The organism is Burkholderia sp. PvR073 (genome assembly GCF_054055695.1).
The window spans coordinates 1,577,513-1,601,483 of the sequence record NZ_JBSRXO010000001.1 but is presented as its reverse complement, the minus strand read 5'-3'; the positions used below and the strand labels follow the sequence as shown (position 1 = coordinate 1,601,483).

Annotated in this window: 22 protein-coding genes; 7 read left to right on the top strand and 15 right to left on the bottom strand. The window is 67.3% G+C overall.

The window, feature by feature from the left end; translation table 11 throughout:
- Positions 1-395 precede the first annotated feature (395 nt).
- Genes ACVK00_RS07105 through phnS form a run of 7 tightly spaced genes read right to left on the bottom strand, consistent with a single transcriptional unit; the run spans position 396 to position 7,684 of the window.
- A complete protein-coding gene (locus tag ACVK00_RS07105) occupies positions 396-947 on the bottom strand; it encodes a phosphonate degradation HD-domain oxygenase (protein ID WP_284894283.1) in 552 nt (183 codons plus the stop codon).
- Positions 948-951: 4 nt separating this feature from the next.
- On the bottom strand, positions 952-2,406 hold the full coding sequence (gene phnY / locus ACVK00_RS07100; protein WP_354123243.1) for a phosphonoacetaldehyde dehydrogenase: 1,455 nt from the start codon (positions 2,404-2,406) through the stop codon (positions 952-954).
- Positions 2,403-3,713 (bottom strand): phosphonoacetate hydrolase, encoded by a 1,311-nt coding sequence (phnA, locus tag ACVK00_RS07095; RefSeq protein WP_284894281.1) that lies wholly within the window; start codon positions 3,711-3,713, stop codon positions 2,403-2,405. Before phnA ends, phnY begins: the two co-directional genes overlap by 4 nt.
- The gene (gene phnV, locus ACVK00_RS07090) at positions 3,710-4,570 is read right to left on the bottom strand and encodes a 2-aminoethylphosphonate ABC transport system, membrane component PhnV (protein ID WP_284894279.1); all 861 of its coding nucleotides are present in this window, start codon (positions 4,568-4,570) and stop codon (positions 3,710-3,712) included. The genes phnA and phnV overlap by 4 nt, the downstream gene beginning before the upstream one ends.
- Positions 4,560-5,480 (bottom strand): 2-aminoethylphosphonate ABC transporter permease subunit, encoded by a 921-nt coding sequence (locus tag ACVK00_RS07085; RefSeq protein ID WP_228908434.1) that lies wholly within the window; start codon positions 5,478-5,480, stop codon positions 4,560-4,562. Before ACVK00_RS07085 ends, phnV begins: the two co-directional genes overlap by 11 nt.
- Entirely contained in the window at positions 5,458-6,561 is a 1,104-nt protein-coding gene (phnT, locus tag ACVK00_RS07080) for a 2-aminoethylphosphonate ABC transport system ATP-binding subunit PhnT (RefSeq protein WP_284894278.1), read from the bottom strand. The genes ACVK00_RS07085 and phnT overlap by 23 nt, the downstream gene beginning before the upstream one ends.
- Before the next feature lie 34 nt (positions 6,562-6,595).
- On the bottom strand, positions 6,596-7,684 hold the full coding sequence (gene phnS / locus ACVK00_RS07075; RefSeq protein ID WP_284894277.1) for a 2-aminoethylphosphonate ABC transporter substrate-binding protein: 1,089 nt from the start codon (positions 7,682-7,684) through the stop codon (positions 6,596-6,598).
- Between the two features lie 254 nt (positions 7,685-7,938).
- On the opposite strand from phnS, the gene ACVK00_RS07070 reads away from it, so the two are divergent.
- Positions 7,939-9,048, top strand: a complete 1,110-nt coding sequence (locus tag ACVK00_RS07070) for a 2-aminoethylphosphonate--pyruvate transaminase (protein ID WP_284894276.1) — start codon at positions 7,939-7,941, stop codon at positions 9,046-9,048.
- Positions 9,049-9,149: 101 nt separating this feature from the next.
- On the opposite strand, the gene ACVK00_RS07065 is transcribed toward ACVK00_RS07070, so the two are convergent.
- Genes ACVK00_RS07065 through aroQ form a run of 3 tightly spaced genes read right to left on the bottom strand, consistent with a single transcriptional unit; the run spans position 9,150 to position 11,840 of the window.
- Complete coding sequence (locus tag ACVK00_RS07065) at positions 9,150-10,499, bottom strand: MFS transporter (RefSeq protein WP_284894275.1); 1,350 nt, start codon at positions 10,497-10,499, stop codon at positions 9,150-9,152.
- 34 nt (positions 10,500-10,533) lie between these two features.
- On the bottom strand, positions 10,534-11,388 hold the full coding sequence (locus ACVK00_RS07060; protein ID WP_011659622.1) for a shikimate dehydrogenase: 855 nt from the start codon (positions 11,386-11,388) through the stop codon (positions 10,534-10,536).
- Positions 11,385-11,840, bottom strand: a complete 456-nt coding sequence (gene aroQ, locus ACVK00_RS07055; protein WP_138849552.1) for a type II 3-dehydroquinate dehydratase — start codon at positions 11,838-11,840, stop codon at positions 11,385-11,387. The genes ACVK00_RS07060 and aroQ overlap by 4 nt, the downstream gene beginning before the upstream one ends.
- Before the next feature lie 256 nt (positions 11,841-12,096).
- Here aroQ and ACVK00_RS07050 point away from each other — a divergent pair, with 256 nt between their 5' ends.
- A complete protein-coding gene (locus ACVK00_RS07050) occupies positions 12,097-13,989 on the top strand; it encodes a bifunctional sugar phosphate isomerase/epimerase/4-hydroxyphenylpyruvate dioxygenase family protein (RefSeq protein ID WP_228908439.1) in 1,893 nt (630 codons plus the stop codon).
- A gap of 285 nt (positions 13,990-14,274) precedes the next feature.
- Positions 14,275-14,538, top strand: coding sequence for a hypothetical protein (locus tag ACVK00_RS07045; RefSeq protein WP_175694035.1), 264 nt, complete (start codon positions 14,275-14,277; stop codon positions 14,536-14,538).
- A 74-nt stretch (positions 14,539-14,612) separates the two neighbouring features.
- Here ACVK00_RS07045 and ACVK00_RS07040 read toward each other — a convergent pair whose 3' ends face one another.
- Complete coding sequence (locus ACVK00_RS07040) at positions 14,613-15,407, bottom strand: AraC family transcriptional regulator (protein WP_284894274.1); 795 nt, start codon at positions 15,405-15,407, stop codon at positions 14,613-14,615.
- Between the two features lie 646 nt (positions 15,408-16,053).
- On the opposite strand from ACVK00_RS07040, the gene ACVK00_RS07035 reads away from it, so the two are divergent.
- The gene (locus tag ACVK00_RS07035) at positions 16,054-17,190 is read left to right on the top strand and encodes a branched-chain amino acid ABC transporter substrate-binding protein (RefSeq protein ID WP_166721216.1); all 1,137 of its coding nucleotides are present in this window, start codon (positions 16,054-16,056) and stop codon (positions 17,188-17,190) included.
- 321 nt (positions 17,191-17,511) lie between these two features.
- A complete protein-coding gene (locus ACVK00_RS07030; RefSeq protein WP_284894273.1) occupies positions 17,512-18,822 on the top strand; it encodes an MFS transporter in 1,311 nt (436 codons plus the stop codon).
- A 120-nt stretch (positions 18,823-18,942) separates the two neighbouring features.
- Here the strand turns inward: ACVK00_RS07030 and ACVK00_RS07025 are convergent, their stop codons facing one another.
- The 3 genes from ACVK00_RS07025 to ACVK00_RS07015 form a co-directional block, all read right to left on the bottom strand.
- Positions 18,943-19,380: a DoxX family protein gene (locus ACVK00_RS07025; protein WP_175671802.1), complete on the bottom strand. Its 438-nt coding sequence runs from the start codon at positions 19,378-19,380 to the stop codon at positions 18,943-18,945.
- A gap of 224 nt (positions 19,381-19,604) precedes the next feature.
- A complete protein-coding gene (locus ACVK00_RS07020) occupies positions 19,605-20,060 on the bottom strand; it encodes an RbsD/FucU family protein (RefSeq protein WP_006752322.1) in 456 nt (151 codons plus the stop codon).
- Positions 20,061-20,139: 79 nt separating this feature from the next.
- Entirely contained in the window at positions 20,140-20,532 is a 393-nt protein-coding gene (locus tag ACVK00_RS07015; protein WP_284894272.1) for a nuclear transport factor 2 family protein, read from the bottom strand.
- Positions 20,533-20,704: 172 nt separating this feature from the next.
- On the opposite strand from ACVK00_RS07015, the gene ACVK00_RS07010 reads away from it, so the two are divergent.
- The gene (locus ACVK00_RS07010; RefSeq protein WP_284894271.1) at positions 20,705-21,190 is read left to right on the top strand and encodes a cysteine hydrolase family protein; all 486 of its coding nucleotides are present in this window, start codon (positions 20,705-20,707) and stop codon (positions 21,188-21,190) included.
- A gap of 68 nt (positions 21,191-21,258) precedes the next feature.
- Here ACVK00_RS07010 and garD read toward each other — a convergent pair whose 3' ends face one another.
- A complete protein-coding gene (gene garD / locus ACVK00_RS07005) occupies positions 21,259-22,812 on the bottom strand; it encodes a galactarate dehydratase (RefSeq protein WP_284894270.1) in 1,554 nt (517 codons plus the stop codon).
- Positions 22,813-23,040: 228 nt separating this feature from the next.
- Between garD and kdgD the strand changes: the two genes are divergently transcribed.
- Positions 23,041-23,955: a 5-dehydro-4-deoxyglucarate dehydratase gene (gene kdgD / locus ACVK00_RS07000; protein ID WP_006752326.1), complete on the top strand. Its 915-nt coding sequence runs from the start codon at positions 23,041-23,043 to the stop codon at positions 23,953-23,955.
- The last annotated feature ends 16 nt before the right edge of the window (positions 23,956-23,971 follow it).

Here is a 23,971-nt window from a genome sequence, read left to right as displayed (position 1 = left end):
CTATCTGATCCGAGGATCAGCTCGCTTCCATCAAGCGCCCACACTTATCGGCTGTTAATTTTTAAAGAGCATTTCTGCGAGAAACCTTCTGTTTCCCAGCAGCGCTGCGTTTTCAGCAGCAGAGAAGCGAGATTATGAACCGTCTTTCTTCGCTCGTCAACAACTTTTTGAACTGCTTCGTTGCGACGGCGGGGGTTCAACTTCGTGTGCGCCGGAGTTCCTACAACCTACCCTCGCCAGCACCGCTTCCCTTCCCTCCCGCGCTGCGTTTCCGTTAGCGCGAAAGAGGCGTGATTGTAGGCAGCCCCCTCGAACTGCGCAAGGGGTTTCTCGAAAAAAATATAAGGCCCCGCACGCTGCCGCGTGCGGGGCCTTATATGGACGCAACCGGGCCGTCAGGCCACACGCACCTGGCGCGCCACTATCTCCATATAGTGATCGAGATTCGGCGTCACCTTGCCCGCTTCCTTCGCCGTATCGTCCCAGCGGCGCAGACGCAGCGCATCCTCCGCGAACGGGCGTCGCAGGAACGCCGCCGTCTCCTCCTCACTGAAGATGCCGCCCTGCAGCGCAAGACTGCGCACCGAATCCGGCGACAGGCTCTCGAAGTAGCCGGCGTCCGTCCGGCACAGGCAACGCTTCGCGTCGACGTGCAGCCGGATCGGCTCCAGCACCGCGTCGTTGAACAGCGGCCGCAGGAACGGCAGCACGTAATACTGATGAAGATCGTCAATTCCGCGTGCGCTCGGCGTCTCGCCCTGGCGATTCAGCAGATGCCCGAGGTCGTGCAGGAATGCCGCCGCGACCAGCGCGTCGTCGGCGCCCGCCTCCTCCGCCAGCAAGCCGCTTTGCAACGCATGCTCCAGCTGCGTGACCGGTTCGCCGCTATAGGCGACATGGCCATGCTCGCGATACAGCCCGTGGATCTCTTCCACCGTCAGTGCCATCCGCTTACTCCCAAGGCAGCGAAAACGTCTTCAGATTCGTGAAGCTCTTCATCGCTTCCTGAACGCCTTCCTTATAGCCAAGCCCCGAATCCTTGACGCCGCCGAAAGGCGACAGCTCGATCCGGTATCCGGGCACTTCCCAGACATTCACCGTCCCGACGTTCAACTCGTTCACGAACCGCACGACCGCGGCCGTACTGTCCGTGCACACCCCCGACGACAGCCCGAATGCCGTGCCGTTGCTGATCCGGATCGCATCGTCGATCGTGTCGAACGTAATGACGGGCGATACGGGGCCGAAAGTCTCTTCGCGCACGATCGTCATCGACGGATCGACGTTGTCGAGCACCGTCGGCGAATACAGCGCACCGCGCCGCACGTTGCCGGTCAGCAGGCGCGCACCCTGCGCAAGCGCCTCGCCGACCCGCGCCTCGAACAGCCGCGCCGCCGCGTCGTCGATCACCGTGCCCATTTCGTTCGCGGGATCGAACGGATCGCCGTAATTCCATGCGCGTGTCTTCTCGACGAGCAGTTCGGTGAACGCCGGCGCGATCGAGCGCTGCACCAGGATCCGCTTGACGGCCGTGCAGCGCTGCCCCGAATTGCGGTACGAACCGAGCACGGCCAGCGATGCCGCACGTTCCAGATCGGCATCGTCGAGCACGATCAGCGGATCGTTGCCGCCCAGCTCCAGCACGATGCGCCGGTAGCCGGCCCGCGCGGCGATCGCCTTGCCGATCGACACGCCGCCCGTGAAGGTAATCAGCGATGCATGCGGATGCGTGACGAGTTCGTCCGCGATCTCGCGCGGGTCGCCGGTCAGCACCTGCAGCATCGGCTCGGGCAAGCCGGCCTCGTAGAGCAGGTCCGCCAGATAGAACGCCGACAGCGGCACCTTCTCCGACGGCTTCACGATCACGCGGTTGTTGGTCGCGATCGCCGGCGCGATCTTGTGCGCGACCTGATTCATCGGGTGATTGAACGGCGTGATCGCGACGATCACGCCGTCGAGCGGCTGCCGCTGCGAGAACACGCGTCGCGCCTTGCCGTGGGGTGTCAGGTCACACGAGAAGGTCTGCGCGTCGTCGCGCAACGCCTCGACCGACGCGAACTTCAGCACGTCGGCGACGCGGCCGATCTCGTAGCGGGAATCCTGTTTCGACAATCCCGATTCGAGCGTGATCAGGTCGGATGCCGCCTCGGTACGCTCGCGCAGCAGCGCGGCCGCACGTTCGAGGATCTGCGAACGCTCGTAACGCGTGAGCGCGGGCCGGTACGCCATCGCGTAGTCGAACGCGGCGCGCACGTCGTCGACGCTCGCCAGCGGCGCCGTACCGACACGCGTGCCGGTGTACGGATCGGTGACGTCGAAAACACGGTCGCGCGTCGCACGCGTGCCGCACCAGCGCAGGGTCTCGGCGCGAAACGCGGGGTGATCCTGTCGGGGATGAGCCATCATGACGCGACCCGGTTCAGCACGAAATCGAAAACGTCGAAGTTGCGCGGCCGACGTGCCGGGTCGTCCCGCTCGATCCGACGGTTGAACAGCAACGGCACCTCCTGCTCGGACACGCCGCCGTGCGAACGCAGCGGCACGGTCAGGCCGGACAGGTCGTGTTCGCGCTCGCGCGTGCCGAGCGTCATGTCGCGCCGCGCGATCACGACGAGATCGCCGATCCGGTCGGCCGGCAGCTCGAAGCGGGCGGCGGCTTCCGCGTTGTCGAGCACGAGTTCGACGCCGTCGAGCCCGCCGACGCGCCACATCGCATCGGTCCGGTCGACACCCGGCGCCAGGTACACGGTCGCGAACGAGCCGAGCGCGCCGTGGTGCACGACGTACGGATCGGTGATCGGCAGGATCACGCGCGCGGCCCGCGCACCGAACCAGCCGTCGAACGCGTCCTGCAGATAGATCACGTTCGGGCGGCCGGTTGCCGGATCGTGCTTCGCGTTCATCCCGTGGTCGGCCGTGAGTCCGATCGCCCAGCCGAGCGCGTCGAGCTGCGCGAGATAGCCGTCCATCATTGCGTAGAACGCGTTCGCGCCGGCGCTGCCCGGCTCGCACTTGTGCTGCACGTAGTCGGTGGTCGACAGGTACATCAGGTCGACCTGGCGCGTCTGCGCGAGCCGCACGCCGGCCGCGAACACGAATTCGGACAGCGCCGCGCTGTATACGTCGGGCGACGGCAGGCCGACCCAGTCGAGCACGTCGACGATCCCGTTTTCCGCGAGATTCGCCTGCGCGGCCTTCTCCGCGGAAAAACAGATGCCGTTCATCTGCCAGCCGAGCAGCCGGCGCAGCTTGTCCTTCGCCGTGACGACGGCCACCCGCGCGCCGGCGTCGGACGCCGCCGCGAGCAACGTGCCGGCCCGCAGGTAGGCCGGGTCGTTCATCATTACTTCGGCGCCGCGACCGCCGTCGGCGGCCGGATCCCAGAAGTAGTTGCCGCAGATCCCGTGGACCGACGGCGGCACGCCGCAAACGATCGACAGGTTGTTCGGGTTGGTGAAGGTCGGCACGACGCAGTCGGCGCGCCACGCGGTGCCTGCCGCGATCATCCGGCCGATGAACGGCGCGACGCCCGCCTCCACCGCACGCTCGAGATAGTCGTACTCGCAGCCGTCGACGCAGACCACGACAGTCGGTTCGACCGGCAGCCGGTAGCGCCGGCCGTTCACGTCGACGGAACGTCCCGCGAGACCCGTCGATACCTTGCCCGCGGCCGCTTGCTCGCCGGGCAGCCGCAACGCGAACGCGGCGTTCATGATGCCGCCCGCGTGCCGCGCGGCACGCGCGCGGCGATCAGCAGCAGCGCCGCGAGCGACGCCCCGAGCATCAACAACGACAGCGCCGATGCCGGAAGGTAATAACCACGCTCCACCTGGCCGATCACGACGATCGGCACGGTCGCGAAACCCGGCGGGTAGACGGTCAGCGTCGCGCCGAGTTCGCCGAGCGACAGCGCGAAGCCGAGCGCGAGACTCGCACGCAGCGCCGGCACGAGCTGCGGCAGCAGCACGCGGCGCAGCACCATCGCGGGCGGCGCACCGAGGCTCGCCGCCGCTTCGCGCAGCACGGTCAGTTCCGGCCGCAGCGCGGCGGCCGCGCAGCGATAGCAGAACGGCAGAATCAGCGCGAGCTGCACGAGCACGACGATCGCCGCGGAGCTCGACAGGTCGAGCGGCTTCTGGTGATACGCGATCAGCACCGCGAGCCCGAGCACGACGCTCGGCACGCCGTTCGGCACCATCACGAGCGCATCGACGAGCGCGCCGAGGCTGCGCCGGTCGCGCCCTTCGAGTGCGAGCGCGAGCCACAGCCCGAGGATCGTGCCGAGCGCCGACACACCGAAGCCGATTTCGAGGCTCGTCAGCAGCGCGTCGTATTCCGGCGACCCGAGCCGTTCGAACCAGCGCAGGCTGTAGCCGGCCGGCAAAATCGTGCCCGACCACTGCGTCGACACGCTCGACAGCGCGACGACGACGACCGGCAGCACGAACAGCCAGAAGCAGGCGAACGCGGCCAGCGCGAGCGCGGCGCGCGACGCATGCTTGAGCAGCGTGTCGCCCCAGCCGATCTGGTGGCGCGGCACGGCTGGCCCGATACGGAATTCAGCGGACATCGTTTCCTCCCGTCGCACGCCGGTTCACCCGACGATAAACCGCATAGAGCGCCAGCGACAGCGCGAGCATCACGACCGCGCCGGCCGATGCGGTCGGCAGGTCGAGGTCGACGGTCGCGCTGCTGTAGATCGCGACCGGCAGCGTCACGAGCCGCGCACTGCCGAGCACGAGCAGAATCCCGAACTCGTTCAGCGTCAGCAGGAAACACAGCACAGTGCCGGCGGCAATGCCCGGCCACGCGATCGGCAGCACGACGCGGCGCGCGAGCATCCAGCCGGACGCGCCGAGACTGCGCGCCGCTTCGATCAGGCGCAGGTCGAGCGTCGCGAACGACGCGAGCGTCGGCCGCACGACGAACGGCGTATAGAAGACAGTCTGCGCGAGAATCACGCCGCCGATGCCGAACAGGAAGTCGAGCGGCGGGTTCTCGAGATGGAACAGCTGCTGCAGCGCGATGCTGATCGAGCCTTGCGAGCCGTACAGGAAGATCAGCGTGAACGCGACGAGGAACGACGGGAACGCGACGTACAGCTCCAGGAAGCGCGTGACGAGCGATGCGCCGGGGAACGGCCTGAAGAACAGCAGCGCGGCCAGCAGCACGCCGAGCACCGACGCGGTGCCGGCGCTCGCGAACAGCACGCCGACGCTCGTCAGCAGCACGCTGCGCGTGTCGGGGTTGCCGAAGAACGTCCGGTACGCGGCGAAGCTCAGCCCGTGATCGCCGGACACGCTCAGCAGCACGAGCCGCACCAGCGGATAGATGACGAGCGGGCCCAGCACGACGAGCGCGAGCGCGGCGAGATGCAGGTCGCCCATGCGCTTGCAGCGCCGCGCGGCGGCGGCATGCGCGGCGGCCGACGCGAGCGCCTGCGGCGGCAGGCCGGCTTCAGGGCTCGATAAGGACGACATCGTCTGCCTCGCAATGCAGGGAAACGCGCGCACCGCGCTCGGGAGCCGCGCCGCGGCCGCGTTGCATCGTGACGCGCACGGGCTCGTCGGGCGCCGCGTCGATCACGACCGCGATCGACAGGTCCGCGCCCTGCCATTCGACGGACGACACCGTGCCGTGCAGGCCGCCCGCCGCGAGCGGCATCACGGTCAGGCGCTCGGGGCGCACGCAGGCGACCTTGTCGCGCACGTCGTGACGCGGATCGCCGAGCGGGAAGATCACATGCGGGGGCAGCAGGTTGGCGGGGCCGAGATAGCGCGCGACGTAGCCGTCCTGCGGCGTGTCGTACAGCTGCTGCGGCGTGCCAAGCTGCGCGATGTGGCCGTCGCGCATCAGCAGGGCGCGGTCGGACAGCACGAGCGCGTCGTCGCGGTCGTGCGTCACGCAGACGACGGTCAGGTTCGGCAGGCGCTCGTGCAGCGCCTTCAGTTCGCTGCGCACCGATGCGCGCAGGTTGGCGTCGAGCGCCGACAGCGGCTCGTCGAGCAGCAGCACGTCCGGTTCGATCACGAGCGCACGCGCCAGTGCGACGCGCTGCTGCATCCCGCCCGACAGTTGCGCGGGCAGATGATGGCCCGCATCGCCGAGTTGCACGAGCTTCAGCGCGTCGGCGACGCGGCGCGTCACGTCCGACGAGGCCATGCCGCGGGCGCGCAGCCCGAATGCGACGTTCTCGAACACCGACAGGTGCGGGAACAGCGCGTAATTCTGGAACAGCAGACCGAGATTGCGCTTGTGCGGCGGCGCATAGGTCAGGTCGCGTCCGGCCACGGTCAGCGTGCCGGTCAGGCCGTCGGCCTTCACGAACCCGGCGATGAAGCGCAGCAGCGTGGTCTTGCCGCAGCCGCTCTTGCCGAGCACGGTCAGAAATTCTCCGGCGCCGATCGACAGCGACAGATCTTCCAGCACCGTGCGTGCGCCGTAGCGCACGCTCAGGTGCTCGATCCGCACGCCGCCCGGCACGCCGGACCGCAGCGTCGCTTGCGGTTCGGCGGCGCCGAATGCGCCGGGATGGGTCAGGGTGGTTTCCACCGGGTTCATCCTCTTGCTCACTAATACAGGCGGCGTGCGCCGATCACTTCGGCTTGACGACGTCGAGCTGCTTGCCCGAGCTGCCGATCACGTCCTTCTTCCAGCGCTCGATCCACACCGGCTTCTTCGCCATCACCTGGGTCCAGTCGACCGAGATCAGCTTCACGCCCGCGATCGCCTTCTTGACCGCCTCGCCGTTCTTGCCGGCCAGCGGAACGTCGGTGCGGCCCGGGATGCCGTACATGTCCGGCACCTTCGACTGCACTTCCGTCGACATCAGGTAGTCGATCAGCTTCTTGCCGACGTCCTGGTTCGGGCCGCTCTTGATCAGACCGATGCCGTACGGCAACTGGAACGTGGTCGGCTGGTCGCCGTCCTTCGCGGCCAGGAAGATCGGCTTGACGGACAGCGCGCCGTGTTCAGCGTCGTCGAGGTCCATCTGCAGGTCGCCGTTCGCGACGCTGATCTCGTTGCGCGACAGCAGCACGTTCAGGTAGCCGGTGCCCTTCGTGTGGAACTTCACGCTCTGCGACAGCTTCGCGAGGTAGTCGAACGCCTTGTCCTCGCCCATCAGCGAGGTCGTCAGGATCAGCACGGCCATCCCGTCGCCGGCGGTCGCCGGGTTCGAGTACGCAACCTTGCCGGCATAGCTCGGCGACAGCAGGTCGGCGAACGTCTTCGGCTGGTTCTTCACGACGTCCGGGTTGATCGCGAACGAGAAGTAGTTGTTCACGAACGTCGCCCACGTACCGTCTTCCGCCTTCGCGATCGCCGGCACGTTCTTGTAGTTCACGCTCTGATACGGCTGCAGCAGGCCCATCTGGCCGGCTTGCTGGATGAACGGCGGCAGCGTGACGATCACGTCCGCCTTCGGCGAGTTCTTCTCGATGTTCGCGCGGTTGACGACCTCACCGCTGCCCGCCGTCACGATGTTGACCTTGACACCTTCCTTCTTCTCGAAGGCCGGCAGCACATCGCGATAGAGGTTCTCGAGACCGTCCGCCGTATACAGCACGACCGCGTTCGCCGCATGCGCGGGCAATGCGACGCCCATCAGGCCAGCGATGCCGGCAGCCAGCGCGAGCTTGCGGAACGCGCCGGCAGCGGCGCGCGAGGAATTCTGCAGTGTCATCTCACTTCTCCGTAGGCGGAACACCAGGCGGCCGGGGCACGATCCGGCTCGTTTCAGTCGGGCAGACCGACAACCGGCCGGCCTCGCTGCCGCGCTGCAGGTGGTTTCGCGCGGCAACCGAAGGATCACAGCGTTCGATGACAAAGCCGTGACGCGCGCCACAATTTCCACAAAATGACACATTTCGCCAATATCATGCAAGTCATTCAGAAATGCCGCCCTCGCGTTTCATCCGACCTTTGCTGGAGAAAACCATGCCCAATCCCATTCTGCTCACGCCCGGCCCGCTCACCACGTCCGCCACAACACGCCACGCAATGCAACATGACTGGGGCTCGTGGGACGCCGCTTTCAATCAGTTGACGGCCAGCGTCTGCGCGGACCTCGTCGCGATCGCGCGCGGCGGCGACGAGTACGTGTGCGTGCCGATGCAAGGCAGCGGCACCTTTTCGGTCGAGGCCGCGCTCGGCACGCTGGTGCCGCGCGACGGCGTCGTGCTGGTGCCCGACAACGGCGCCTATTGCGCGCGCATCCTGAAGATCCTCGGCCGGCTCGGCATCGAAGCGATCGCGTTGCCGTTCGGCGAGGACGCAGCGGTCGACCCGGCAGTGGTGGAAGCCGCGTTCGCGCGTGAGCCGCGCATCACGCATGTCGCGCTGGTGCACCTGGAAACGAGCACCGGCATCCTGAATCCGCTCGACGCGATCGCGGCCGTGTGCCGGCGGAACGGCAAGCGGCTGATCGTCGACGCGATGAGTTCGTTCGGCGCGCTGCCGATCGCGCTGGCAGACAGCGGGATCGACGCCTTGGTGTCGGCGAGCGGCAAATGCCTGGAAGGCGTGCCGGGGATGGGGTTCGCGATCGTGCGGCGCGACGCGCTCGATGCAAGCGAAGGCAACTCGCCGTCGCTCGCGCTCGACCTTCAGGATCAGCACGCGTACCTGCGCAAGACGGGCCAGTGGCGCTTCACGCCGCCGACCCACGTGATCGCCGCGCTGCGCGCCGCGCTCGACCAGTATCTCGCCGAAGGCGGCCAGCCCGCGCGTGGCGCGCGCTATGCGGAGAACTGCCGGACGCTGGTCGAATCGATGCGCGCGCTCGGCTTCGCGCCGTTCCTCGACGCGAGCGTGCAGGCGCCCGTGATTGTCACGTTCCATGCGCCCGACCATCCGGCCTACGATTTCCGCCGCTTTTACGACGCGGTGCGCGACGCGGGCTTCATCTTGTATCCGGGCAAGCTGACGCAACTCGAGACGTTCCGTGTCGGCTGCATCGGCGCGATCGATGCCGGTGACATCCGGCGCGCGGTCGCGGCGATCGCGCAGGCGCTCGAGTCGCTCGGGATTGCCATGCAGCGCGCGTGAGCGCGGATGCGTGAGCCGGCCCGCAATCCGGCGGCAGAAATAAAAACGCCCGGCGACCAAGGTCGCCGGGCGAATGCACCGAGCGTGCGTGGAGCCGGTACTTACAATTCGATCCGCTTGATGTCGCCGACGACGAAGATGTACGACAGTGCACCGATCAGCGCGATCACGCCGATGAACACCAGCGCACCGACGAAGGATCCGGTCGACGCCACGATGAAGCCGACGACGAGCGGCGTGACGATCCCCGCGAGGTTCGCCGCGAAATTGAAGATGCCGCCCGTCACGCCCAGCAGGCCGTCCGGCGCGATGTCGGACACGAGCGTCCAGCCGAGCGCGGCCATCCCCTGCGCGAAGAAGGCGATCGACATGATCGCGATCACGGCTTCGTTGCTCTTCACGTAGTTCGCGAGAATGATCGTCGACGCGAGCAGCAGGCCCGCGATGATCGGCAGCTTGCGCGCGAGGTTCGCCGACTTGCCGCGACGCAGCAGCCAGTCGGAGAAGATCCCGCCGAACATCACGCCGACCGATGCGGCGATGAACGGCATCACCGCGAAGAAGCCGATCTTCAGCCAGCCCATGTGGCGCTCGGTCGCGAGATAGGTCGGGAACCAGGTCAGGAAGAACACGAGCGTCGAGTTGCCGGCGAACTGGCCGAGGCAGATACCCGCGAGCTGGCGCTTCTTCAGCAGCTGGCCGGCCATCGACCAGCTGAACTTCTTCTGCTCGCCCTTGCCGCCCTTGGCGCCGTTGTCGCCCTTGCGCACAGCGTGCACGAGGCCGCCGCCCGCCTCGATGTAGGCGAGTTCCTCCGAGTTCGCGCCCGGATGATCACGCGGCTCGTGATAGAACTTCCACCAGATCAGGCCGAACGCGATACCGACCGCGCCGACGACCCAGAACAGCGAGCGCCAGCCGAACGCACCCATCAGCGCGAACAGCACCGGGCTGAAGAACGCGAGGCCGATGTATTCGCCGACGGTATAGGTACCGGTCGCCATCGCGCGTTCGTTCTGCGGGAACCAGGTCGCGACGACGCGGCTGTTGGTCGGGAAGCACGGCGCCTCCGTCACGCCGAGGCCGAGCCGGCATGCGAGCAGCGTCGCGATACCCGGCACGAAGCCTTGGAGGAGCGTGCACAGCGACCACAGCGTCATCGACCAGTAATAAGTGACCTTGCTGCCGAAGCGGTCGAGGAACAGACCGCCGGGCACCTGCATCGCGACGTACGTCCACGAGAACGCGGAGAACATGATGCCCATCACCGCCGCGTTGATGCCGAGCTCCTTGGTGAGCTGCGGCGCAGCCACCCCCAGCACGGTACGGTCGAGATAGTTGATCATCGTGCCGATCGCGAGCAGCGCGAGAATCTTGTAGCGCGCCGATGTCCGCCGGACCGTGCCGGCCGCCTGCGCTGGCGCGGCGTTCGTGTGGGTGGTGTGCTGCATGGTTGTCTCCTGGTTTCTCTTTTGGATCGAAGGATCAGCGCGCGACGAGCGACTGAAAGTGTTCGAACATCCGCTCGTCGTCCGGCGTACGTCCGGTGAAGATTTCGAACGCATCGACGGCCTGGTACACGGCCATCCCGCCACCCGGCAGCGTCGCGCAGCCGGCCGCGCGCGCCGCGCGGATCAGTTCGGTTTCGAGTGGGAAATACACGATGTCGGCCACCCACATTCCCGCGTGGAGCAGTTCGGCCGGCAGCGGCAGGCCCGGATGCTTGGCCATGCCGGTCGGCGTTGCATGGATCAGGCCCGTCGCGGCGCGCATCGCGGCCGCGAGATCGCTGCCCGGCGTGACCCGGGCGGCCGGGAAACGCTGCTGCAGTTCGCTCGCGAGCGTGTCGGCACGCGTGCCGTCGACGTCGAAAATCGTCAATTCGGCGGCGCCCATCTGCAGTGCCGCATGCGCGACGGCCGCGCCCGCGCCACCCGCACCGAGCTGGACGACGCGCTCGAGCGACGCGTCGGGAAGCCCGCGGCGGAACGACTTCGCGAAACCCGACCAGTCGGTGTTGTGGCCGATCCGCTTGCCGTCCTTGAACAGCACGGTGTTCACCGCGCCGAGCGCGCGCGCGTCGTCCGACAGCGCGTCGAGGTGCTCGATCACGCGCTGCTTGCACGGGTGCGTGATGTTCAGCCCGTTGAAGCCCATCCGCTGCGCGGCCTCGAGCAGTTGCGGCAGCGCGTCGACGGTCAGGCCGAGCGCGTCGAGATCGATGCGCCGGTACACGTAGCCGAATCCCTGGCGGAATCCTTCTTCCTCATGCATCGCGGGCGACAGCGAACCGGCGATGCCCTGGCCGATCAGGCCGATCAGAAAAGACGGGCGGCTCATCGTGCGGCTCCCTGGGCAAAAAGGGTCGACAGGCGCTGCAGCGCGAATACGTAGCCTTCGGTGCCGCAGCCGCAGATCACGGCTTCGGCCACCGCCGACACATACGAGTGGTGACGGAACGCCTCGCGGCGATGCACGTTGGAGATATGCACCTCGATCACCGGCTTCGCGATCGCGGAAAGCGCGTCGGCCAGCGCGACCGACGTGTGCGTATAGGCAGCCGGGTTGATCACGATGCCGTGCGTGTCGTGACGCGCGGCATGCAGCCAGTCGATCAGCTGGTGCTCGGCGTTCGACTGGCGGAAATCGATCTCCAGCCCGAGCCCCTCGGCCGCCGTGCGGCAACGCTGCTCGAGGTCGGCGAGGGTTTCCGCGCCGTAGATATGGGGCTCGCGGGTCCCCAGCAGATTCAGGTTCGGGCCGTTCAGTACCAGTACCTTGTGCTTGCTCATGACGATTTCTGCTCTAAAAAAAGGGGGCGGAACCCTGCCGGATGCGCCCGGGTATCAGGAAGTTGGCGCTAGTGTGCGCCGGCATGCACGCGCTGTCTTTTCGGGTTTTCGCTTATTTGTACCACCTAGTTAGTTTGTATAATCCATCTCACTTCCCTAGTAAATTCGGGATATGGCGTTCGCCGTGAATTCAACGACTGGTTCATTCGGGTCCGATCGGCCGACGCCCCACCCCGCTCATCCGCAGGATTCGCCCATGCAGCGCTCGATCGCCACCGTGTCACTGTCCGGCACACTCGCCGAGAAGCTCGCCGCCGTCCAGGCCGCCGGCTTCGACGGTGTCGAAATCTTCGAGAACGACCTCGTCTACTTCGACGGATCGCCGGCCGACGTGCGCCGCATGGCCGCCGATCTCGGCCTCGACATCGTGCTGTTCCAGCCGTTTCGCGACTTCGAGGGCGTGAGCCCGGCGCAGCTCGCCCGCAATCTCGACCGCATCCGGCGCAAGTTCGACGTGATGCACGCGCTCGGCACCGACCGCATCCTGGTGTGCAGCAACGTGTCGCCCGACACGATCGCGGACGACGCGCTGCTGGTCGACCAGCTCGGCGCGCTCGCCGAAGCCGCGCGGCAGGCCGGCGTGGTCGCCGCGTACGAGGCGCTCGCGTGGGGCCGCGTCGTGAAGCGGTACGGCCATGCGTGGCAGCTCGTGAACGCGGTAAACAGCCCGCACCTCGGCCTCGCGCTCGACAGCTTCCATACGCTGTCGCTCGACGATTCGCCGGACGCGATCGCCGACATCCCCGGCGACCGGATCGCGTTCGTGCAGATCGCCGATGCGCCGAAGCTCGCGATGGACGTGCTCGAATGGAGCCGCCACTTCCGCTCGTTCCCCGGCCAGGGCGACTTCGACCTCGCGCGCTTCACGGCTCGCGTGATCGAGTCCGGTTATACGGGGCCGCTGTCGCTCGAGATCTTCAACGACGGCTTCCGCGCCGCGCCGACCGCGATCACGGCGGCCGACGGCCATCGCTCGCTGCTCTATCTGGAAGAACTGACGCGTGCGCGGCTCGCGCAGGACGGCCGCGCGCCGGCCGCCGACCAGCCGCTGTTCGCGCCGCCGGCGCCGCCCGCGCACGTCGGGTTCCAGTTCATCGAATTCGCGGTCGACGCGCAGGCGGCGGCCACCGTCGGCGCATGGCTCGGCCGGATGCGGTTCCGGCTCGCGGGCCGCCATCGGTCGAAAGATGTGACGCTGTTCCAGCACGGCGCCGCCTCGATCGTGCTGAACGCCGAACGCGACTCGTTCGCCGATGCGTTCTTCCAGCAGCATGGGTTGTCGCTCTGTGCGTCGGCGTTTCGCGTCGACGATGCGAAGGTGGCGTTCGAACGCGCGGCCGGCTTCGGCTACGCGCCGTTTTCCGGGCGCGTCGGCCCGAACGAGCGCGTGCTGCCGAGCGTGCAGGCGCCGGACGGCAGCCTCGAATACTTCGTCGACGAGACGCCGAACGCGCCAACGCTGTATGAATCGGATTTCGTGCTGACCGACATCGACGGACCCAGCGAGGTCGGCCCGCTGACGGGCATCGACCATGTCTGCCTCGCGCTGCCGGCCGACGCGCTCGATACGTGGATCCTGTTCTTCAAGACCGCATTCGGCTTCGAGGCCGAGCGCAGCTGGCTCGTGCCCGATCCGTACGGCCTGATGCGCAGCCGGGCGGTGCGCAGCGCGGACGGCTCGGTGCGGATCGCGCTGAATGCGTCGGTCGACCGCCATACGGCCGTCGCCGAATCGCTGGACCGCTATCACGGCACCGGGCTGAATCACGTCGCGTTCCGGACCGACGACATCGTGAAGACGGTCGCCGCGTTTGCAGCCGACGGCGTGCCGTTCCTGCGGATCCCGCCGAATTACTACGACGATCTCGCCGCGCGCTACGCGCTGCCGGACGACCTGATCGACACGCTGAGCGCCCACCATCTGCTGTACGACCGCGACGAAAACGGCGGCGAATTCCTGCATGCGTATACGGAACTGGTCGACAACCGCTTCTCGCTGGAGATCGTCGAGCGGCGCGGCGGCTACGACGGCTACGGGGCGACAAACGCGGCCGTGCGGCTCGCCGCGCAGGCCCAGCGCAGGAAATAAGGAAGCAACGGGAAGTTCGTTCCGGGTCGGAGCACGTGGGAAAGCCGCGGGCTCCCACGGCGCCAGCCGTGCGCACGCACCATCGTGGTGAATGTCCCGGCGGCGCCCCGCCCGGCAAGGTTGGCGCTTGCGCATCCGGCACGGCCGGCCGGCGCGAGTTACATCCGGTAATGCTTGCCGCGCCGCAACATCCGTGCGGTCGCCGCAATTTTAAGAATCGCTTAAGTCTTTCTCGGCACCATCCGCAACCAGTACCCGATGGATATCCCGAAAAGGAGGACAGCGATGAGCGCCGTAGATGCACCCGCGGGCCGCCCGGCCGCCCCCCCTGCGAAAAAGACGATGCTGCGCCGTTTGCTCAGCCATCACGAAATCGCGACGCTGCTCGTGCTGCTGCACGCGCCGATCGGCGCGAATGCCAAACCCGAATTGCCCGCGCTGCAAGAAGCCGGTCTCGTCGAGATGATCAAGCTCGACGCCGACACGTCACCGCGCTTCCGGCTGACCGAAGACGGCACGGCCGTCCTGAAAGGGCTCGGCTACCGCTGAGCCGACGCTTTCCCACTCCCCGCTCCCGCCTCACCCCGATCATCCCGAACCGCCGGCCCGGCCGGCGCGTCACTTCACCCTGTGCGGTCCTGCAGCATCAGCCGGTATTCCGTCGGCGTCACGCCGACGGTCGCCTTGAACTGGCGCGTGAACGCGCTGTGATCCGTATAACCGCATAGCGCCGCCACGTCGGTCACCTTGTCGTGCGTGACGAGCAACGCGGTGGCCGCGTCGAGCCGCGTCTTCAGCAGCACCTGGCGCGGCGTCAGGTGAAACACCTTGTGGAAGTAGCGCTCCAGCTGCGCGACCGACATCCCGGCCATCTGCGCGAGTTGCTTGAGGTTCAGCGGCTGCACGTAGTGATCCTGGATGTGCTGGACCACGTCGGCGAGCTTGCTGTAGGCCGGATGCGAGCCCTCTTGCGCCTTCAGGTCGCGCGAGATGCCAGCGAGGCCGACTACCTTGCCGGCCGCGTCGCGCAGCGGCTCCTTGCAGGTCAGGCACCAGCCCGGCTGGCGGCCCGGATACAGATGCAGCTCGAGCTGGTCCATCAGTTGCTGGCCGGCGTTGATCGTCGCCATGTCCTGCTCGAAATAGGTGCGGCCGAAGCGGCGCGGAAACACTTCGTCGGTCGTCTTGCCGAGCAGGTCGCGCTTGTCCTTGTAGCCGCAGCGCATGGCCAGCGTGCGGTTGACGAGCGCGTAGCGGCCGTTCGCGTCCTTCACGAAGAACGCGACGTCGGGCAGCGCGTCGAACACCGGCTCGAGCAGGCGGAAGTGCGCGAGCATCGCGCCGAGATCGGCGTTGTCGGGCTGGTAGCGCAACGTATCGGACAGGCTCATGGGTGGTGCGGCAAGGAAGGTCGTCATCCCGGCATCTGCGAAGGGAGTGGCTGATGGCGTCGATTATAGGAGTGCCCTCTCGAACGCGTCATGGCGATCGCGGGCAGGCGAGCGGGGCGGCTCGGCGAACGGTGGGACGCGCAATGCGCCGCCGATCGGATCGCATACGTTGGCCCGTAGTGCGCCGTGCGGTTGTGTGCACAACCACCGCGCCGCTCGCGTGTCCGGCGACAACGATTTCGCGTCGGCCCGCTGCATGTCGCCGCGCGTCGGTCGGCGCGGGCGGCGACATGCAGCGCACTCCGCCGGCGCCGCGACAACGCACGCCCGAACCCGCCATCCTAGAAATGCCGGCGTGTCGCGTCTTGGCGCGTTTGCGCACTCCGTATGACGATTTCAGCATATATCAGGGTTATCGACGATATGCCGAAATCGTCGCCGGCCGCGCACCGAACGCGCAAGACGCGCGCATTTTCGCTACCTAGACTTCGCTCAACGGTTACGAGACGACATCCCGCCGCCACCGCGCACGCCGATTCCGGCACAACCCGCGCGGCGCACGGCGAGCCGCGCCGCCGTCGCATTGGCGTGCCAACCGATACGTCTCGCCCGGTTTACCGCACCGGCCCGCTGGCCGGCGGCGGCCCAACCACGCCATCAAGGGGAAGTGAAAGTGAAGCTGAAGGTATCGCACGTCGCGCTGGCTGCTGCCTGCGCACTGTCGGGCGCACACGCCATCGCCGCCGACGTCGTCAAGATCGGTTTCGCCGCACCGCTGACGGGGCCGCAATCGAACTACGGCGCGGACATGCAGAAGGGCGTGCAACTCGCGATCGCCGATTTCAACGCGACGCATCCGACGATCGGCGGCAAGCCCGTCACGTTCCAGCTCGACTCGCAGGACGACCAGGCCGACCCGCGCACCGGCACGACCGTCGCGCAGCGGCTGATCGACGACAATGTCCGCGGGGTGATCGGCCACTTCAACTCGGGCACGAGCATTCCGGCGTCCGACCTGTACGATCGCGCGGGGCTGCCGCAGATCTCGATGGCGACGTCGCCGCAATACACGGCGCGCGGCTACAAGACGACCTACCGGCTGCTGACGAGCGACGCGCAGGCCGGCCGCATCGTCGGCACCTATGCGGTGAAGTCGATGCACTTCAAGCGCATCGCGATCATCGACGACCGCACGGCCTACGGCCAGGGCATCGCCGACGAATTCGCGAAGGCCGTGCAGGCCGCGGGCGGCACGATCGTCAAACGCGACTTCACGAACGACAAGGCGCTCGACTTCTCCGCGATCCTGACCAATCTGAAGGGCATCAACCCCGACGCGATCTTCTACGGCGGCGGCGATGCGCAGTCTTCGCCGATGATCCGCAAGATGCGCCAGCTCGGCATGAAGTCGGCATTCGTGACCGGCGAGATGTCGCGCTCGCCGACGTTCCTGAAGGTCGGCGGCGAAGCGGCCGAAGGCGCGATCGTCTACATGGGCGGGCTGCCGAAGGAAAAGATGCCGGGCTTCGCCGGCTACGCATCTCGCTACAAGGCACGCTTCAATGAAGACGTGATCACCTACTCGCCCTACGCGTACGACGGCACGATCGCGCTGCTCACCGCGATGAAGGACGCGAACTCGACCGACCCGAAGGTCTACACGCCGTATCTCGGCAAGGTGTCGGTCAAGGGCGTGTCGGCGCCGAGCATCGCGTACGACGCGAAGGGCGACCTGAAGGATGCGCCGGTGACGATCTACAAGGTCGAGCACGGTGCGTTCAAGCCGGTCGACACGATCGCCGGCAACTGATCGCGGGGCGCCTGCCCCGCGCGGCGCGGCAAGCGGTTCACCCCGCCTGCCGCGCCGCATGCGTTTCGGCTCGACGAAGTCCGAAACATCCCTCGGCGCGCCCCCGCGCTCGCGCATTTCGCGCTCCTGTAGAATCCCCCCACCCGCTTTTGACGCTTCGTCTGCGTCGCGCCCCATCCCGGTGCGACGCCGCGTGTTTCGTGCCCCATCCGGCACCCGGCACGCTTCGACGATGCAAGCCGCGCCTTGTCAGTCCATGCCGATAGCGGGCCCTGGAGACGCAGCACCGACAACTACATTCGAAAACCGATCGTCCTGACCATGCAAGCTTCCGAATTGAGCGGCGTGCCCCGCGCCGCCGAACGCGCGCTCACGCGCAGCGACTACAAAACCCTTGGCCTTGCCGCACTCGGCGGCGCCCTCGAGTTCTACGACTTCATCATCTTCGTGTTCTTCGCGCCGGCGATCGGGCAGCTGTTCTTCCCGCACGACATTCCCGACTGGCTGCGCCAGTTGCAGACGTTCGGCATCTTCGCGGCCGGCTATCTCGCGCGCCCGCTCGGCGGCGTGATCATGGCGCACTTCGGCGACCTGTTCGGCCGCAAGCGGATGTTTACGCTGAGCGTGCTGATGATGTCGGTGCCGACGCTGCTGATGGGCCTGCTGCCGACTTACGACTCGGTCGGCATCCTCGCGCCGGTGTTGCTGCTGCTGTTCCGCGTGCTGCAAGGCGCGGCGGTCGGCGGCGAAGTGCCGGGCGCATGGGTGTTCGTGTCGGAGCACGTGCCGTCGCGCCACATCGGCTATGCGTGCGGCACGCTGACCGCGGGCCTCACGGCCGGCATCCTGCTCGGCTCGCTGGTCGCCGCCGGCATCAACAACCGTTACTCGGGCGCCGAAGTCACCGCGTTCGCATGGCGCATTCCGTTCCTGCTCGGCGGTGTGTTCGGCCTGTTCTCCGTGTACCTGCGCCGCTGGCTGCACGAGACGCCGGTGTTCGCCGAGATGAAGGCGAAGAAGGCGCTCGCGGCCGAGATTCCGCTGAAAGCCGTGCTGCGCGACCACGGCCGCGCGGTGATCGTGTCGATGCTGCTCACGTGGATGCTGTCGGCGGCGATCGTCGTCGTGATCCTGATGACGCCCGCGCTGCTGCAGAAGCAGTTCCACCTGACGCCCGCGACCACGCTGTTCGCGAACAGCGTCGCGACGCTGTGCCTGACGGCCGGCTGCGTCACCGCCGGCTCGCTCGCGGGCTGGATCGGCGCGAAGCGCGTGCTCGGCATCGGCGGCTTGGTGCTGGCCGCGTGCTACTACCTGCTGTTCGTGCAGGTCGCGGCCGACGCGTCGACGCTGCCGCTGTACTACGGGATCGCCGGCTTCGCGGTCGGCACGATCGGCGCGGTGCCGTTCGTGATGGTCCGCAGCTTCCCGGCCGTCGTGCGCTTCTCGGGCATCTCGTTCTCGTACAACGTCGCGTATGCGATCTTCGGCGGCCTCACGCCGGTGATCGTGTCGCTGATGATGAAGTCGAATCCGCTCGCGCCGGTCGTGTACGTCGCGGCGATCTGCGTGCTCGGCGCGATCGCCGTGCAGTTCTCGAAGGATGCGCCGGATCCGAAGGACGCACGCTGATCGTCGGCGCGCACGCGCCGGCTGCATGAACGAAGGGCCGAATCCTGCGGCGTGCGGGATTCGGCCCTTTTGTTTTGCTTCAGTGCGACGACGTGCGTGCGTTGCCCGCTTCAGCTCGAATCAGCGCAGCGCGCCATACGACGAACTCGGCCGGCGCAGCGCGTCGATGCTCGCGCCGCCGGCGCCGGTCACGTACAGCAGCAGGAAGCCGCCGGCGATCGCGACGTTCTTCCAGAAGTGGATCACCATGTCGTGCTGGACCGCGGCGTCCGTCGCGTCCCAGAAATTGTGGCCGACCATCGCGGTCGCGATCGTATAGAACGCCAGCAGCAACGCGAGCGGCCTCACCTTGTAGCCGACGATCAGCAGCAGGCCGCCGAGCGCTTCGATCGTGACGACGATCGGGCCCATCACCTGCGGATAGGGCACGTTCAGCGCGTGCAGATAACCGATGAAATCGCTGTAGCCGAGCAGCTTCATCACGCCGCCCCACAAGAACAACGCCGCCAGCGCCAGGCGCGCGAAAAAAATGACGCCGGAATCGACGGAACGCGTCATGCCTCTCTCCTCGTATGCAATTCGGCCGTCCGCACGGGGCACACCCATGCAGTTCGGGGCCGCGTGGCCCTGCGGGGCCCGCGGCAAATGGGCCAGCATAGAGGGTCTTTCCGCGGTGTCCAAGGAAAAGGTTGTAGCAAATCTTTACATTGCGGCGGCGGCGCAGGCCCGGCGGCGCCGCGAAAAACGGCGTTCGCCCGTGCCGCAAATAAAGGGATGCGGCCCTAAGCCGCGTCGCTCAGCAGCACGCCTTTCTTGAACAGAAAGCAGCCGTAGCCGCGCAGCTCGCCGGTGACGATCACCGCGTAGGCCTGCTGCGCGCGCTCGTAGAACGCGAAACGATCGATGCCCGCGAGCGGCACCGCGCGCCCTTCCGCACGATCGATCTCGGCCTGCACCTCGCGCTGCACGGGCGGCACCGCGGCCGGATCGCCGACGACTTCCATCCGCCATGCGGGCGTGTCGACGAACGTGTCGAGCGGCAGCACCGACAGCACCGCGCGCGCGACGCGCGCCGAATCGGCGCCGTCGATGCGCAGCGCGCGGCCGACCACCGTGTGCTCGGCGACGGATTCCGCCGGGAAATTCGCATCGCAGATCGCCACTTCATCTCCGTGGCCCATCGCGCGCAGCGCGTGCAGGATGTCGGCGTGCAGCAGCGGATCGAGATTCTTCAGCATGTCGGCAAGTCTCCGGGATCAGGAACGAACCGCATAACGTTACCCGATCCCGGACGCCGCCGGGCATGCGCGGCTCGCGTCACGACGCCGCGGCCGGCATTTCGTCGATGAAACCCGTGACCGACTTCAGGCGGCCCGATGCGTCGACGGTGCCGAAATCCGAACCCTTCACGATCGCCGCGCCGTCGGGTGACACGAGCGCCCACGAGAAGCGCAGGTGCTGGCCGAACCCGTCGACGTCGGTCGTGCGGCGGAAACGGAACGCGGGGAAGCGTTCCTGCACCGCCGCGATCATCGTGTCGATGCCCGCGTGGCCGTCGCCGGCCATCAGCGGATCGCGATAGGCCGCGTCGTTCGCGTAGGTCGCATCGATCAGTGCGCGCCGGCGCGCGGCGTCGGGTTCGTTCCATGCATCGAAATAGCGGTCGATCAGGTCGGCGTGAGCGGACTGGACGGTTTGGGCTGTGTTCATGCGAGGCTCCTGGTCTGGATGAAGGGAGGACAGCGCCGCGAACCTGTCGGGTTCGCGTGCCGCTATCGTCGCCGGCTCCGCGCGGGTGGTCGATTACGTTCGAGGTAAGGAAATCGCGCCGCCGGCGCACGCGCTAGAATCGGCCTGCCTGGTACTCCGGACGTCATCCGCCATGCAGCAAGCCCTCCTGATCGTCGACATCCAGCCGACGTTCGCGCCGCCCGAATGGCTCGTCACCCGCGTGCGCGCGCTCGTCGGGCGCCTGCCGACCGTCGCGACGGTCGAGCGTCACGACGAAGCGCGCGTGCCGTTCGAGCGGCAGCTCGGCTGGCGCCCGTCCCGCGACGACGACAGCCTGATCGCCGCCGATCGCGTGTTCGTCAAGCACGGCTACGGGCTGCCCGTCGAAGTCGTCGAGCACTTGCGCGCGCTCGCGCCGGAACGCGTGCTCGTCTGCGGCATCCAGACCGACACGTGCGTGCTCGCGGCCGGCTTCGCGCTGTTCGACGCGGGCCTGCATCCGACGCTGCTCGCGGATCTCACGGCCGGTTCGTCGCTCGATCGCAGCGGCGAACTCGGCGTGCGGCTGTGGCAACATCATTTCGGCCGCGTCGAGTACGCGCATACCTTGTTCGACCTGCCGAACGACGACGCGTAGCGCGCCCGCCGCCGCAACGAAAACGGGCGCCCGAAGGCGCCCGCATCGTCGGCCGTCGCAACCGTGCTTCAGGTCACCGGCGCCGGATTGAACAGCGTCAGCGCATTCGCGAGCTTCCACTGCTCGGCCCACGTGCGGCGCTTGCCGCTCGCGACGTCGAGCATCAGCCGGAACAGCTCCCAGCCCACGTCCTCGATCGACGCCGCGCCGGTCGCGATCTGCCCCGCGTCGAGATCCATCAGGTCGTGCCAGCGGCGCGCGAGATCGCTGCGCGTCGCGACCTTGATCACCGGCACCTGCGCGAGGCCATACGGCGTGCCGCGGCCGGTCGTGAAAATGTGCAGGTTCATCCCCGCCGCGAGCTGCAGCGTGCCGCAGATGAAGTCGCTCGCGGGCGTCGCCGCGTACAGCAGCCCCTTTTGCCGAGCACGATCGCCGGGACGCACGACGCCGGCGATCGGCGCGCTGCCCGACTTCACGATCGAGCCCATCGCCTTCTCGACGATGTTCGACAGGCCACCCTTCTTGTTGCCGGGTGTCGTGTTCGCGCTGCGGTCGACGCGGCCGCGCTCCAGGTAACGGTCGTACCAGTCCATCTCGCGGATGATCTCGCGGGCGACGTCCTCGTTCGCGGCGCGCGACGTGAGTTGCGCGACGCCGTCGCGCACTTCGGTCACTTCCGAGAACATGATCGTCGCGCCGGCACGCACCAGCAGGTCGGCCGCGAAACCGACCGCCGGGTTCGCGGTCAGCCCCGAGAACGCGTCGCTGCCGCCGCACTGCACGCCGACGACGAGATCCGACGCCGGACAGGTTTCGCGGCGACGGCGGTTCAGCCGCTCGAGGTGCGATTCGGCCATCTTCATGATCGAATCGATCATCGAGTTGAAGCCGACGTGCGCGGCGTCCTGCAGACACACCACGCCGCCATTGTCGGTTGCGCCGTCGGCCGTCACCGGAATCGTGCCGGGCGGCAGCAGGCGCTCGGGCTGCAGCTTCTCGCAGCCGAGGCTCACCGTCATCACCTCGCCGCCGAAGTTCGGGTTCAGGCTGATGTTGCGCAGCGTGCGGATCGGAATGTCGGCGTCGGGTGCATCGATCGCGACGCCGCAGCCGTACGTGTGCTCGAGCCCGACCACGTCGTCGACGTTCGGGTAACGCGGCAGCAGTTCTTCCTTGATCCGCTTCACCGCATGCTCGACGACGCCGGACACGCACTGCACGGTCGTCGTGATCGCGAGGATGTTGCGCGTGCCGACCGAGCCGTCGGCATTGCGGAAGCCCTCGAACGTATAGCCTTCGAGCGGCGCCAGCGGCGGCGCGGCACGCGTGGCGAGCGGCAGGTTGTCGAGCCCCGGCGGCTCGGGCATGCGCATGGTGCGCTCGTTGACCCAGCTGCCACGGCGCAGCTCCGTGAGCGCGTAGCCGATCACGACGTTGTAGCGAACGATCGGGTCGCCGGCCGCGAGGTCGGCCAGCGCGACCTTGTGCCCTTGCGGCACGCCTTCGCGCAGCGTCAGGCCGTCGGCGAACGTCGCGCCCTCGGGCAGGCCGCCGTCGTTGACGACGATCGCGACGTTGTCGTCCGGGTGCACGCGGATGTAGAGAGGGGAAGCAGTCATCGGAATTCCTGGGAGGCTACCGGTCAAATCGTTAGTCATCATACGACATTCAACACTAACCGGGATGCTGAGTAAACCCTTATCCGGAAAGACCCTAACCCCCGCCCGCCAGCAAACCGCTTGCGTCACCTCTTCCCTCGTTGTACGATGACATACAACGACATCGCCAATACGGCTCGGATGCCGTGCCCGACAAACCAGCACTCGCGCTAGACGGACGACCCAACCATGACTTCACCGCAAGAACTCAAACAAATCATCTCCCACGGCCTGCTGTCGTTTCCGCTGACGGACTTCGACGCAGACGGCAGCTTCCGCCCGACCACCTATGCGGAGCGCCTGGAATGGCTGGCGCCGTATGGCGCGACCGCGCTGTTTGCGGCCGGCGGCACCGGTGAATTCTTCTCGCTCACGCAGCGCGAGTATTCGGACGTGATCCGCGTCGCGACGGAAACCTGCAAGGGCAAGGTGCCGATCCTGGCCGGCGCCGGCGGCGCGACGCGCGTCGCGATCGAATATGCGCAGGAAGCCGAGCGCCTCGGCGCGAGCGGCGTGCTGCTGATGCCGCACTACCTGACCGAAGCCAGCCAGGAAGGCATCGCCGAACACGTCGAGCAGGTGTGCCGCGCGCTGAAGATCGGCGTCGTGGTGTACAACCGCGCGAATTCGAAGCTGAACGCCGACATGCTCGAGCGCCTCGCCGATCGTTGCCCGAACCTGATCGGCTTCAAGGACGGCGTCGGCGAAATCGAGAGCATGGTCACGATCCGCCGCCGCCTCGGCGACCGCTTCGCGTACCTCGGCGGCCTGCCGACGGCCGAAGTCTACGCAGCCGCGTACAAGGCGCTCGGCGTGCCGGTGTACTCGTCGGCCGTGTTCAACTTCATCCCGAAGACGGCGATGGAATTCTACGAAGCGATCGCGAAGGACGACCACGCAACGGTCGGCCGCCTGATCGACGAGTTCTTCCTGCCGTACCTGCAGATCCGCAACCGTCGCGCGGGCTACGCGGTCAGCATCGTGAAGGCGGGCGCGAAGCTCGTCGGCCACGACGCGGGCCCGGTGCGCGCGCCGCTCGTCGACCTCAACGACGCCGAAGTCGCCGAACTGGACGTGCTGATCAAGAAGATGGGCCCGCAGTAAGCGGGGACGGCCGGCG